The sequence below is a fragment of the Dactylosporangium sp. NPDC049140 genome, from assembly GCF_040648435.1.
The window spans coordinates 21,690-33,654 of record NZ_JBEZDS010000077.1 but is presented as its reverse complement, the minus strand read 5'-3'; the positions used below and the strand labels follow the sequence as shown (position 1 = coordinate 33,654).

General features: G+C 75.7%; 13 protein-coding genes. 5 read left to right on the top strand and 8 right to left on the bottom strand.

Annotated elements, in window-relative coordinates; translation table 11 throughout:
- Positions 1-876 (top strand): ricin-type beta-trefoil lectin domain protein (locus tag AB0B76_RS55045; RefSeq protein ID WP_360393231.1); only part of this gene is annotated, 876 nt, incomplete at its 5' end.
- A 57-nt stretch (positions 877-933) separates the two neighbouring features.
- On the opposite strand, the gene AB0B76_RS55040 is transcribed toward AB0B76_RS55045, so the two are convergent.
- Complete coding sequence (locus tag AB0B76_RS55040; RefSeq protein ID WP_360393228.1) at positions 934-2,376, bottom strand: sigma-70 family RNA polymerase sigma factor; 1,443 nt, start codon at positions 2,374-2,376, stop codon at positions 934-936.
- Between the two features lie 104 nt (positions 2,377-2,480).
- The gene (locus AB0B76_RS55035; protein WP_360393234.1) at positions 2,481-2,579 is read right to left on the bottom strand and encodes a hypothetical protein; all 99 of its coding nucleotides are present in this window, start codon (positions 2,577-2,579) and stop codon (positions 2,481-2,483) included.
- On the opposite strand from AB0B76_RS55035, the gene AB0B76_RS55030 reads away from it, so the two are divergent.
- Complete coding sequence (locus tag AB0B76_RS55030) at positions 2,539-2,970, top strand: hypothetical protein (RefSeq protein WP_360393237.1); 432 nt, start codon at positions 2,539-2,541, stop codon at positions 2,968-2,970. The genes AB0B76_RS55035 and AB0B76_RS55030 overlap by 41 nt on opposite strands.
- Here the strand turns inward: AB0B76_RS55030 and AB0B76_RS55025 are convergent.
- Both AB0B76_RS55025 and AB0B76_RS55020 read right to left on the bottom strand, forming a co-directional pair.
- Complete coding sequence (locus AB0B76_RS55025; RefSeq protein WP_360393225.1) at positions 2,921-3,676, bottom strand: hypothetical protein; 756 nt, start codon at positions 3,674-3,676, stop codon at positions 2,921-2,923. The two genes, AB0B76_RS55030 and AB0B76_RS55025, sit on opposite strands and share 50 nt — an antisense overlap.
- Positions 3,673-4,398 carry an ATP-binding cassette domain-containing protein gene (locus AB0B76_RS55020; protein WP_360393222.1) on the bottom strand — a complete coding sequence of 242 codons (726 nt, stop codon included), beginning with the start codon at positions 4,396-4,398 and terminating at the stop codon, positions 3,673-3,675. The genes AB0B76_RS55025 and AB0B76_RS55020 overlap by 4 nt, the downstream gene beginning before the upstream one ends.
- A gap of 102 nt (positions 4,399-4,500) precedes the next feature.
- On the opposite strand from AB0B76_RS55020, the gene AB0B76_RS55015 reads away from it, so the two are divergent.
- The 3 genes from AB0B76_RS55015 (at position 4,501) to AB0B76_RS55005 (ending at position 6,549) form a co-directional block, all read left to right on the top strand.
- Positions 4,501-5,628 (top strand): sensor histidine kinase, encoded by a 1,128-nt coding sequence (locus tag AB0B76_RS55015; RefSeq protein ID WP_360393219.1) that lies wholly within the window; start codon positions 4,501-4,503, stop codon positions 5,626-5,628.
- Complete coding sequence (locus AB0B76_RS55010; RefSeq protein ID WP_360393216.1) at positions 5,625-6,278, top strand: response regulator transcription factor; 654 nt, start codon at positions 5,625-5,627, stop codon at positions 6,276-6,278. Before AB0B76_RS55015 ends, AB0B76_RS55010 begins: the two co-directional genes overlap by 4 nt.
- Positions 6,279-6,357: 79 nt before the next feature.
- Positions 6,358-6,549: a hypothetical protein gene (locus AB0B76_RS55005; protein WP_360393213.1), complete on the top strand. Its 192-nt coding sequence runs from the start codon at positions 6,358-6,360 to the stop codon at positions 6,547-6,549.
- Between the two features lie 12 nt (positions 6,550-6,561).
- On the opposite strand, the gene AB0B76_RS55000 is transcribed toward AB0B76_RS55005, so the two are convergent.
- From AB0B76_RS55000 to AB0B76_RS54985, 4 genes are read right to left on the bottom strand one after another with little or no spacing between them, the layout of a single operon-like run.
- Positions 6,562-9,228: a fumarate reductase/succinate dehydrogenase flavoprotein subunit gene (locus AB0B76_RS55000; protein ID WP_360393210.1), complete on the bottom strand. Its 2,667-nt coding sequence runs from the start codon at positions 9,226-9,228 to the stop codon at positions 6,562-6,564.
- Entirely contained in the window at positions 9,210-9,941 is a 732-nt protein-coding gene (locus AB0B76_RS54995; RefSeq protein WP_360393207.1) for an ABC transporter ATP-binding protein, read from the bottom strand. The genes AB0B76_RS55000 and AB0B76_RS54995 overlap by 19 nt, the downstream gene beginning before the upstream one ends.
- Positions 9,938-10,807 carry an ABC transporter permease gene (locus AB0B76_RS54990; RefSeq protein ID WP_360393204.1) on the bottom strand — a complete coding sequence of 290 codons (870 nt, stop codon included), beginning with the start codon at positions 10,805-10,807 and terminating at the stop codon, positions 9,938-9,940. Before AB0B76_RS54990 ends, AB0B76_RS54995 begins: the two co-directional genes overlap by 4 nt.
- Complete coding sequence (locus tag AB0B76_RS54985; RefSeq protein WP_360393201.1) at positions 10,804-11,964, bottom strand: ABC transporter substrate-binding protein; 1,161 nt, start codon at positions 11,962-11,964, stop codon at positions 10,804-10,806. The genes AB0B76_RS54990 and AB0B76_RS54985 overlap by 4 nt, the downstream gene beginning before the upstream one ends.
- Between the last annotated feature and the right edge of the window lies 1 nt (position 11,965).

The window sequence follows — 11,965 nt, the reverse complement described above, 5'->3', positions numbered from 1 at the left end:
TCGGTGAAGCTGTGCTACAACGACTACAACATCGAGAACTGGTCGTACGGCAAGACGCAGGGCGTGTACCGCATGATCCAGGACTTCAAGTCCCGCGGCGTGCCGATCGACTGCGTGGGGCTGCAGACGCACTTCACCGGGGGCAGCTCGCTGCCGGGCAACTTCCAGCAGACGCTGTCGAGCTTCGCGGCCCTGGGTGTGGACGTGGCGCTGACCGAGGCCGACGTGACAAACGCGTCGACGTCGCAGTACGCCGGGCTGACCCAGGCCTGCATGAACGTGCCCCGCTGCGTGGGCATCACCGTGTGGGGCGTGCGCGACAGCGACTCCTGGCGCTCGGGTGAGAGCCCGCTGCTGTTCGACGGCAGCGGCAACAAGAAGGCCGCGTACACCTCGGTCCTCAACGCCCTCAACGCCGCCCAGCCGACCGGCACGGGCTCGCCGACGCCGACGCCGACCAACAGCGTGTCGCCGACGCCGACGCCCACGACGGGTGGCGGCGGATCGGGCCGGATCGTCGGCGCCCAGTCGGGCCGGTGCATCGACGTGCCGAACGCCTCGCACAACAACGGCACCCGGGTGCAGCTCTACGACTGCAACGGCCAGACCAACCAGGCCTGGACGCTGACGTCGAGCCGGCAGCTGCAGGTGTACGGCAACATGTGCCTCGACGCCGCCGGCTCGGGCAACGGCGCGGCCGTGCAGATCTACAGCTGCAACGGCCAGGCCAACCAGCAGTGGAACGTCAACAGCAACGGCACGATCTCCGGTGTGCAGTCCGGGCGCTGCCTGGACGTCTGGGGCACCGGCAACGGCCAGCAGGTCCAGCTGTACGACTGCTGGGGCGGGGCCAACCAGAAGTTCAGCCTGAGCTGACGCTCATCGAGCGCGGTGCGGCGGCCATCCCGGCCGCCGCACCGCGCTCCCGCGCGTCTACGCCAGCCCGGGCCGGATCCGGAACGTGCTGTTGGTGTGGAACGACACCGTGCCGTCCGCCTGCCGCACCCACAGCTGGTCGCCATCGTGGTGGATGAAGTACCCGCGGTAGTTCGACGCCTCCAGCATCACGTCGCCGGCGCCGGTGCCGAGCGGGCAGAAGGTGGCGTCGCCGCGGAACAGCCACGAGCCCTCGGCGGGGCTCAGCTGCAGCCGCCAGGAGGAGTGCCGCAGGTACTGCCCGTCGGCGGCCCGGAACGAGAAGCAGTTCGCGTCGGCCAGGCCCGGCACCGCCTGGAACGTGGCCCGCTGCCGCCCCGACGCCGTGTCCCCGCCGACGAGGATGCCCAGATGGCCGTCGGTGCCCAGGTACCGCCCGGGCGCGTTCTGCAGCTCGAAGGAGACCGGGCCCGGGTGCAGGGTCGCCGGCGGTGCCGCGGACGACGATGACGACGACGGCGCCGCGGACGGGACCGCCGCGGACGGCGGCGGAGGCTCGTCGTGCGGCCAGGCCAGGGCCGCGACCGCGACCCCGGCGGCCAGGGAGCCGGCGACGACCAGCTTCGCGACCGGCCAGCCCGTTTTCGCCGCGCCGACCGTGGCGGCGGTGACGACCGAAGACGATGCGGCGGTACCGGGGGCCGCCTCGTGGACCGCCAGAGCGCCGGTGAGCACAGCCGGTACCGGCAGCAGCGCAAAGCCGGTGAGCAACCGCTCGGTGTCGACCATCGCCTCGGCGGCCCGCGCACAGGCCACGCAGGAGCGGGTGTGCCGGGCGATCCGCTTGCGCCACAGCGGGCTCGGGATGCCGTCCCAGTCGGCGACGACCGTGTCCAGCCACGGGCAGCGCGGCCGCGCGTCAAGCGCCGCCACGAGCACGCGGGCCTGCTCGAGCCGGTTGCGCATCCGCTGGACCCGCACCCCGGCGTGCACGACGCTGACTCTCAGCGCGGCGGCGAGCTCGGCGCGGGTCAGCTCCTCGCCGATCTCCAGCCACCACAGCGACCACAGCACCCGGTCGTCCGCGTCCAGCCAGCCGACGGCCTGCCCGACCTGGCGCCGCTGCCCGGACAGCTCCACCCGCAGCACCGTGAGGTCCTCGAAGTCGTCGGCGTCGGGCGCGTCGGTCAGCACGTCCAGCGGCACCCGGCGACCGGCGGCGACGCGCTCGCGCTGCAGATAGGTGCCGGCCTGCCGGACCGCGATCGCGGCCAGCCAGACCCGGAAACTCTCCGGCTCCCGCAGCGACGGCAGCTGGCGCAGCGCGCGCAGCATCGTCTCCTGCACGACGTCGTCGACGGCGCCCGGATGCCCGGCGAGGGCACGGCGCACGATCGTGTACACCAGCGGGAGGTGCGCCGCGAGCAGATCGGCGAGCGCGCGCTCGTCCCCGGCCTTCGCCGCGGCGACGAGCGAGGCCTGCCTCGTGTTCGTTTCCAAGAAATCACCGACCCGTTACGGGTGTCCATCTCGGCATATCGCCCGGGACGTTGTCAAGCGGCCGGAACAGCGACTCGATAAGGACCGGTGGCATAACACTTTTTTCAGGTGCGGGCCCGCGCGCGGCTCGGGGTCACGCCGTACGCGGCTCGGTAGATCGCGGTGAACCGGCTGTGGTTCGCGAAGCCCCAGCGGGCCGCGATCGCGGTGACGGTGGGCGTCGTGACGGTCCTCGATCGTGGGGACGCCGCCCGGGCCCGGGCCCGCGCCCAGCACCTCGCCGACTGGGCCGCCGGCCACGCGGACCAGGCCGTCGCGGCCCACGACGCGGCCCGCCGGGCCGTGGACCGGCTGGCCCTCCGGCTCGGCGCGGCCGCGCCCGGCGACCGGCCCGTCGACCGACCGGCGAACATCTCGTGGGCGACGCCGAAGCCCCAGGTCGTCGACCAGCCGGCGCTTCCACGGCCGCCGCGCGACGGCGTGGGCGGCCCGGCCGGCGACCGGGGCGGCCGAGCTCAGCGCGCGGCGCCTTGCCGGCCCGGGTTCACGCGTCGCGGGTGCTGCGCCAGGCGCCGAGGGCCAGGGCCGCCGTGAGGTACAGCGCCAGGTCGAGGTAAGCCAGGCCGAGCGACGGCAGGCGCGGCCGGGCCGCCACCGCGTGCACCTGGGCCACCACGTCGCCGGCGTTGGACAGCACCAGCCGTGACGGCAGGTAGGACCAGCCCTCCACGGCCTTCGCGGCGCCGTAGGCGAGGAACACCACCGCGAACAGTGCCGCCGTGGCGGCCGCGGGGTGGCGCAGCAGCGCGCCGAGGCCGAAGCCCACCATGGTGACGACGCACAGGTACAGCCCGGCGCTCGTCACCGAGCGCAGGACGCCGGGCGCGCCGAGGCCGACGTCCAGGTGCTCGGCGTGCAGGACGGCCTGGCCGAGCAGGAAGCTGCCGAAGGCCAGGGCCTGCCCGATGACGAGCGCGGCGCCGAACATGGTGCCGGCCTTGGCCGCGAAGGCGGCGGCCCGGCGCGGCTGGGCGAGGCGGGCCGCGATGATGGTGCCGGTGCTGTACTCCGACGTCACCGCGAGCACGCCGAGCACCCCGAGGGACAGCTGGGCGAAGGTCAGCCCGGCGAACGCGTTGCCGAGCGGGTCGAAGTCGGCCGGCAACGCCGACCCGGCGCGGCCGACGCCGACGGTGCCGGCCAGGCCGAGCCCGATCGCGAACGCCACGGCGAGCGCGAGGCAGATCCAGGTGGAGGCCACGGACCACAACTTGATCCACTCGGCCCGGACGGCGCTCATTCTTGACCGCCGCTGTGGTACGCGACCGCGCCGGCCGTACACGCGAAGTACGCGTCCTCCAGCGTGGCGTGGCCGCGGCTGAACGCCTCCAGGGTGTCGTCGGCCAGCAGCCGCCCGCCGCCGATGACCAGCAGCCGGTCGGCGACCAGGGCCAGCTCCGCGATGAGGTGGCTGGAGATCAGGACGGTGCGCCCCTCGCCGGCCAGGCTCCGCATGAGCCCGCGGATCCAGTGCACCCCCTCCGGGTCGAGGCCGTTGACGGGCTCGTCGAGCAGCAGCGCCGGCGGGTCGCCCAGCAGCGCGGCGGCGATGCCGAGCCGCTGGCGCATGCCGAGGGAGAAGCCGCGGACCCTCTTGCCGGCGACGCCGGTCAGGCCGACGCGGTCCAGGACGGCGTCGATGCGGCCCCGGTCGAGGCCGTTGGCGGCCGCGAGCCAGTGCAGGTGGCGGTACGCGCTGCGCCCGCCGTGTACGCCCGCCGCGTCGACGAGCGCGCCGGCCTCGCGCAGCGGCTCCCGCAGCGTCCGGTACGGGTGCCCGTTGATCAGCGCGCGCCCGGCCGTCGGCGTGGTCAGGGCGAGCAGCATCCGGATGGTGGTCGACTTGCCGGCGCCGTTCGGGCCGAGGAAGCCCGTCACGGTGCCCGGGCGGACGGCGAAGGTCAGGTCCTCGACGGCGACGTGGGCGCCGAACCGTTTGGTGAGCCGCTGTACCTCAATCATGCCGGCGACTCTGCGCCCGGCGGGGCCGCGCCGGCATCCCGCCGCCGGCATATGCCCGCGGGCAGACGTGCCCGGGCACTCGGGGGTCGTACGCTGCGCTGTATGCGAACCGAACCGCGGCGCCGGCTGGGCCCGGGGCGGTGGCTGCTCGTCGACGGGCTCGTCGCCGTGGCGTTCGGGCTCTTCGCGTTCGACGTCCTCGGGGCCCGCGAACCCGCCGTTGCCCTCGCGGTCGCGGCGGTCGGGCTCGCCGCGGCGACGTTGCCCCTCGCGCGGCGCCGGCCACTGGTGGCGGCGGCGGGCGCGCTGGCCGTCTTCTGGCTCTCGCCGGTCTCCCCGCGATTCGCCTGGATCGCCCTGGTACCGCAGGCATATGCGCTTTACCGCTGTGCGGAACGGCACCACAGCGCCCTCGCGGCCGCCGCCCTCGCGGCCGGCCTGACCGGTCCGGTCGCCACCGCCCTGCCGTCGCTGCGGCACAAGGGCGGCGTCGTGCCGTTCGGGCTGGCGCTGCTCGTCGCCTGGACCGTTGGCGTCGCCGTCCGCCAGCACCGGCTCTACACCGAGGCGCTGATACGGCACGAGGCGCGGCAGGCCGAGGAGCGGGCCGCGCACGAGCGCGTGCGCATCGCCCGCGAGCTGCACGACGTCGTCGCGCACGGGATGAGCGTCATCACGGTGCAGGCCGCGTACGGGCGCCTGGTCGTGGCGGCCGAACCGGGCAAGGGCGCGGAGGCCCTGGCGGTGATCGAGACCACCGGGCGGCAGTCGCTGGCCGAGCTGCGGCGGCTGCTGGGCATGCTCAGGCTCGGCGAGCCCGATCCCGCCGGCGGCGAGCCGGCGCCGGGCCTGGCCGACCTGCCGCGGCTGGCCGAGCGCACCGCGGCCGCCGGCGTGCGGGTCGACGTGTCGGTGCTCGGCCCGCCCGGGGATCTCGGGCCGGGGCTGGAGCTGTCGGCGTACCGGATCGTCCAGGAGGCGCTCACGAACGTCGTCAAGCACGCCGGCACCGACCGGGCCCGGGTCACCGTCGAGCACACCCCGGACGCCGTCGTCGTGACGGTCGTCGACCGCGGTCGCGGCGGCGAGATCCGGCGCCCCGGGCTCGGACTGACGGGCATGCGCGAGCGGGCCGCGCTCTACGGCGGCACCGTGCTCGCCGGGCCGCTGCCGGCCGGCGGCTTCCGGGTCAGCGCGACGCTGCCGTACTCCCCGGATGCCGGGCCGTGACGATCCAGGTCCTCGTCGCCGACGACCAGGCGCTCATCCGCGCCGGCCTGCGCGGCATCCTGGAGACCGCCGGCGACCTGACCGTCGTCGGCGAGGCGGAGACGGGCCGGCAGGCGATCGACGAGGTACTGCGCCTGCGGCCCGACGTGGCGCTGATGGACATCCGGATGCCGGACCTGGACGGCATCGCCGCCACCGGCCGGCTCACCGCGGCCGGGAGCCCGACCCGGATCCTGGTGCTGACCACGTTCGACCTCGACGAGTACGTCTACGGCGCGCTGCGGGCCGGGGCGAGCGGGTTCCTGCTCAAGGACGCGCCGCCGGCCGACCTGCACGCCGCGGTGCGGGTCGTCGCGGCGGGCGACGCGCTGCTCGCGCCGAAGGTGACCCGCCGGCTCATCGCCGCGTTCACCGGTGCCGCCCCGGCCGCCACCCCACCCTCGTCGCCGCCGGAGCTGGACGGGCTGACCGGGCGGGAGCGGCAGGTGCTCGGGCTGGTCGCCGCGGGTCTGACCAACGCCGAGATCGGCGCGCGGCTCTTCATCACGCCGGGCACGGCCAAAGTGCACGTCGCTCGGCTGCTGTACAAGCTGGGCGCGCGCGACCGCGTGCAGCTGGTCATCATCGGGCACCGGGCCGGGCTGGTGTGAAGCACCGAACCACACCGGGCCCGGCACGACGCTGCTCGCCACCGTCAGCGGCCTCAGCGCGGGCGGGCACCAGTTCCGCGTGCGCGCGGTACACGCCAACGGCGGCGGCGCCGACACTGCGGACAACCCGGCGGCGCCCGCGGCGGGACCCGTACTCGCCGTCACCGGCGACCCAGTCGGCCGCCTGGCCCGCACCGGCGCCGTGCTGCTCGGGGCCGGCGCGACGCTCGTGCTCGCCGCGGTCCGCCTGCGCCGGCGGTACACGGCCTGACCGGCCCTGAAGCTACCCGGCCAGGCCCTGCCGGGCGTACGCGCGCACGTCGGCGTCCGGGTCCTCGGCCGCCGCCCGCAGCGCCGCGGCCACGTCGAAACGCCCGGCCCACCGGGCCAGCGACCGGACGGCGGCCCGCCGCACGTCGAGGTTCCCGTCGCCGGCCGCACCGAGCAGCGGGCGCACCGCCACCTCCGCCGGCGCTCCCGCGAGCCCGGCCGCGGCGCCCTCGCGGACCTGCCAGGCGGGGTCGCGCAGGCCGTCGGCGGCGGCGCCGGCGAGGGGGCCCGGGCAGCCGAGCGCGGCCGCGGCGGTGAGGGCCGCGGCGCGCACGAGCGGGTCGGCGTCGCGGGCGAGGCGCAGCAGGGCGGGCGCGCCGCGGCGGTCGGCCACGGTGCCGAGCCCGTGGGCCGCGGCGATGCGCACCTCGCGGTCGGGGTCGGCCGCGGCGGCCGCCAGGCCCCCGGCGTCGTCGAGCCGGACCAGGCCGCGGATGCCGGCCAGGCGCACGGCCGGGGTGTCGTCGCCGAGGGCCCGGGTGTAGTCGTCGCGGTGGCCGTCGCCGGTGACCCGCAGCAGCTCGGCGACGACGGCGCGCACGCCCGGGTCGGCGCGGCCGGCGTGCGCGCGCAGGGCCGGGCCGAAGCCGGCGGGCAGGACGTCGGCGAGCTCGCGCAGGGCCGCCACCGCGGCGGCGCGTACGGCCGTGTCGGGGTCGGCGAGGGCGCCGGCGAGGGCGTGCGCGGCGCCGTCCGGTACCGCCTCGGTGAGGCCCGCCACCGCCGTCCGCCGCACGGCCGGGTCGGGGTCGGCCAGGAAGGGGCGCAGCCGGTCCAGGTCCGGCTCGGCGTCGAGCAGCCGGACGAGGTCGAGCAGGCGGTCGTCGGCCGCCGGGGCGTTCACCGCCCGGCCGCCCGCGCCCGCCCGGGCCGTGACGTGTTCGCGGGCCGGCGCCGCGACGAGCTCCTCCTCGGCGATGTCCGGGGGCACGAACTCCGGCACGGGCACCAGGTACGGCGCGACGGGCCGTTTACGGAAGCGCATGGCGCCGTCGTCGCCGCGGTACAGGTTCAGGTGGCAGAACCAGGAGTCGTCGTCGCGGCCGGGCCGGTCGGCCCGCTCGTGGTAGAGGCCCCAGCGGCTCTCCGCGCGCGTCAGGGAGGCGCGGGCGGCCATCTCGGCGCAGTCGCGGATGAACGTCACCTCGGCGCAGCGCATGAGCTCGTGCGGGGTCCGGGCGCTCATCGCGTCGATCTCGCCCCGGATGCGTTCGAACGTCTCGACGGCGATGTCGAGCTTCGCCGCGGTCTTCGGCGGCGCCAGGTAGTCGTTGACGAAACGGCGCAGCTTGTACTCCACCTGCTGCTGCGGCGGGCCGTCCGGATTGGACAGCGGCCGGTAGACCAGCTCGTGTGCGGCGGCGATCTGGTCCTCGGGCAGCGGCCCGGGCGCGAGATGCCCGGCCGCGTGCCGGCCGGCGAGGTCGCCGAAGACGAACGCGCCGATCATGTAGTTGTGCGGCACGCAGGCGAGGTCGCCGGCGGCGTACAGCCCGGGCACGGTCGTGGCACCGTGCTCGTCGACCCAGTCGCCGGAGGCCGAGTGGCCGCCGCACAGCCCGATCTCGGAGATGTGCATCTCCACGTCGTGCGTGCGGTAGTCGTGGCCGCGGCCGGCGTGGAAGGTGCCGCGGGTGGGCCGCTCGGTGGTGTGCAGGATCGACTCGAGGCGGCCGATCGTCTCCTCCGGCAGGTGGGTGAGCTTGAGGTAGATGGGGCCGCGGGCGGAGGCGATCTCGCGGGCCACCTCGGCCATCATCTGGCCGGACCAGTAGTCGCAGTCGACGAAGCGCTCGCCGCGGTTGTTGATCTGGTACCCACCGAACGGGTTGGCCACGTAGGCGCAGGCCGGGCCGTTGTAGTCCTTGATGAGCGGGTTGATCTGGAAGCACTCGATGCCGGACAGCTCGGCACCGGCGTGGTACGCCATCGCGTAGCCGTCGCCGGCGTTTGTCGGGTTCTCGTAGGTGCCGTAGAGGTAGCCGCTGGCCGGCAGGCCGAACCGGCCGCAGGCCCCGGTGGCGAGGACGACCGCGCCGGCGGTGACGGTCACGAACTGCCCGGTGCGGGTGTGCAGCCCGGCCACGCCGACCGCCCGGCCGTCGCGGGTCAGGACCCGCACCGGCATCACCCGGTTCTCGATGCGGACCCGCTCGCGCATCCGCCGCTCGCGCAGGACCCGGTAGAGCACCTTCTTGACGTCGCGGCCCTCGGGCATCGGCAGCACGTAGCTGCCGGAGCGGTGCACGCGGCGCACCGCGTACTCGCCGTGCTCGTCCTTCTCGAACTTGACGCCGTACCCCTCCAGCCGCCGCACCATGTCGTGGCCGCGGGAGGCGGTCTGGAACACGGTGCGCTGGTTGACGATGCCGTCGTTGGCCCGGGTGATCTCGGCGACGTACTCCTCCGGGGTCGCCTTGCCCGGGATGACGGCGTTGTTGACCCCGTCCATGCCCATGGCCAGCGCGCCGGAGTGGCGCACGTGGGCCTTCTCCAGCAGCAGCACCCGCGCCCCGGCCTCGGCGGCCGAGATGGCGGCCATGGTCCCGGCGGTGCCGCCGCCGACGACGAGCACGTCGCAGTCGAGCTCCAGCCGCTCGGTCAGGGGTTCGGGGCGCACGTGGCCTCCAGGGCTTCGAGGATGCGGGTACGAGCGGCGGCGGCTCCGGACCGGGCGCGCCCGCCGGGCACGTCGAGCACGTCGCGCACCCCGTCGGGGGCGAGGACGGCGACGCGGTCGCCGAGCAGCAGCGCCTCGTCGACGTCGTGGGTGACGAACACGACGGTCGCCGGTGCGTCGGCGAGCACGTCGAGCAGCAGGCGCTGCATGGCCGCGCGGGTCTTGGCGTCGAGCGCCCCGAACGGCTCGTCCATGAGCACCGCGCGGGGCGCCCCGGCGAGGGTGCGGGCGAGCTGGACCCGCTGGCGCATGCCGCCGGAGAGGGCGCCGGGCAGCCGCCGCCCGTGCCCGGCCAGCCCGACCCGGGCCAGCCATTCCTCGGCGCGGGCGCGGCGCTGGGCGCGCGGCACGCGGCGGATCGCCAGCGGCAGCTCGACGTTGCGCCGGGCGGTGCGCCACGGCAGCAGCGCGTCGTCCTGGAACACCAGGGCCCGCTCCGGCGCGGTACCGCGCACCGGCGCCCCGTCGGCGAGCACCGTGCCCGCCTGCGGGACGAGCAGGCCCGCGAACGCGCGCAGCAGTGTCGACTTGCCGCAGCCCGACCGGCCGGCCACGGCGAGCACCTCCCCCGGGCGCACCTCGAGGTCGACGCCGCGCAGGACGGCCGTGCCGCCGTAGCCGAGGGTCACGCCGGCGGCCCGCAGGGCGATCACGACCGGCCCCCGGTGCCGGTGCCGCGGGCCGGCAGCCAGCGGGTGAGGCGGCGGCCGAGCAGCTCCACCGCGCCGGAGGTGAGCCAGCCGAGCACGCCGATGGTGGCCATGCCGACGAGCACGCCCGGGTAGTCCACGATGGTGTAGGCCTGCCAGGTGCGGTACCCGATGCCGAAGTCACCGGAGATCATCTCGGCCGAGATGACGCAGATCCACGCCACGCCCATGCCGACGGAGAGGCCGCCGAAGACGCCGGGCAGGATGCCGGGCAGCACGACGGTGCCCAGCACGCGCAGCCGGCCGCCGCCCATGGTGCGCACCGCGTCCTCCCACACCGCCGGCAGGGCGCGCACGGCGTGGCGGGTGCTGACCAGGACCGGGAAGAACGCGGCGGTGCCGGTGATGAACACGATTCCCTGCTCGTTGGTGGCGAACAGCAGGATCGCGACCGGCACGAGGGCGATCGCCGGGATCGGGCGGGCGACCTCGAACAGCGGCTGCAGGACGTCGGCGGCGATCCGGGAGCGCGCCACGGCGATGCCCGCGGCCACGCCGAGGACGGCGGCGAGCGCGAAGCCGGTCAGGATGCGCACGAGGCTCTGGGCGACGTCGAGCCAGTACTGCGCCGCGCCCAGGTGCCCGCCCCACGCGTCGGCCACCGCGAGCGGGCCGGGGAGCCGGTCGAAGCGCAGGAACAGGTGCAGCCCGGCGGCGCTGGCCCACTGCCACAGCGCGAGCGCGGCGGCGAGGGAGGCGCCGCGGACCGTCCAGCGCAGCCAGCGCGGGTACCGGCGGGTGGCGGCCGGGCGCCGGCTCGACGGTACCGTTGCCGCCGCCGCGGTCTCGGTGACGGTCGCGGCGGTCACGGCGCACCCGCCCCGGACCTGGCGTCGGCGAACGACACCACGGCCGACCCCGGATGAGCGTCCACATAGGACCGGGCCCCGTCGGCGGTCGTGAACGGCTTGAACCGGTCCTGCTCCCCGGCGGACGGGTCGCGGACCCAGACGCTGCGGTCGGCGAACCAGCGGGTGCCGGTCACGGTGTCCGGGACATAGGCGGCGCGCGGCGGCGTCGCGAGCGCCCGCAGCGCCCGCAGCAGGCAGGTGGGCGTGGCCGCCGGCTGGGTCGCGGCGGCCCCGGCGGGCCAGATCTCGCCGGCCCGGGCCGGGTCGGTGACCGGGCGCCCGCAGACCGGGTCGGTGCCGGCGATGGCCGCGGGGTTCGCGGTGCCGGCGAGGTCCCGGTCGTAGCCGGCCCCGGCGACCTCGCGGATCGCCCGGTCGTCGACGAACGCGGCCAGGTCGACCTGCTGCAGCACGCCGATCTCCTTGAGGAACGGCACGTCCTGGGCCAGCGCGTCGCGCAGCAGCGGCTTGACGGTCACGTCGAAGGTGGCCACGCCGTTCGGGCCGTTGTACAGGTACACGACCTCGGGCGGCAGGCCGGTGGCGTCGGCGACGGTCTGCGCCGCCTCCAGCGGGTGCTGGTGCAGGTAGCCGGTCGCGTCGAGCTGGGCCGCGAGGAAGGCGCGCAGCACGTCGGGGTGCTCGCTCGCGTACCGCTCGCGCACCACGACGCCGTGCAGCGTGGGCACGCCGAGGGCGCCTCCGTCGTACAACACCCGGGCCTGGTTGTTGAAGACCAGCAGCCCGGGCCACGCGACGAACTGCGACAGCGCCGCGACCGCGCCGGACTGCAGCGCGCTCGCGCCGACCTGCGGCTGCTGGTTCTCGGTCTTGAAGTCCTTCCCCGGGTCGAGGCCGGCCTTGCGGGCGGCCTGGACGAGCAGGCCGTGCCCGGCCGAGCCGACGCTGGTGGAGACGGTCCGGCCGCGCAGGTCGGCCAGCGAGTGCACGGGTGAGTCCGGCGCGACGACGATGCTGTTGAGCCCACCCCGGGAGTTGTACCCGGTGATGGCGACGAGCTTCGTGCGGGTCTGCGCGCTCTGCTGCCCGCGCGCGGCGTTGATCAGCAGCGGATAGTCGCCCATCGAGCCGATGTCGATCTTGTCGGCCATCATC

Coding starts and splice junctions, on each gene's coding strand:
- AB0B76_RS55020 (WP_360393222.1), bottom strand. CDS start 4,398: ATGATTGAGGTACAGCGGCTCACCAAACGGTTCGGCGCCCACGTCGCC.
- AB0B76_RS54985 (WP_360393201.1), bottom strand. CDS start 11,964: ATGATGGCCGACAAGATCGACATCGGCTCGATGGGCGACTATCCGCTG.
- AB0B76_RS55025 (WP_360393225.1), bottom strand. CDS start 3,676: ATGAGCGCCGTCCGGGCCGAGTGGATCAAGTTGTGGTCCGTGGCCTCC.
- AB0B76_RS55015 (WP_360393219.1), top strand. CDS start 4,501: ATGCGAACCGAACCGCGGCGCCGGCTGGGCCCGGGGCGGTGGCTGCTC.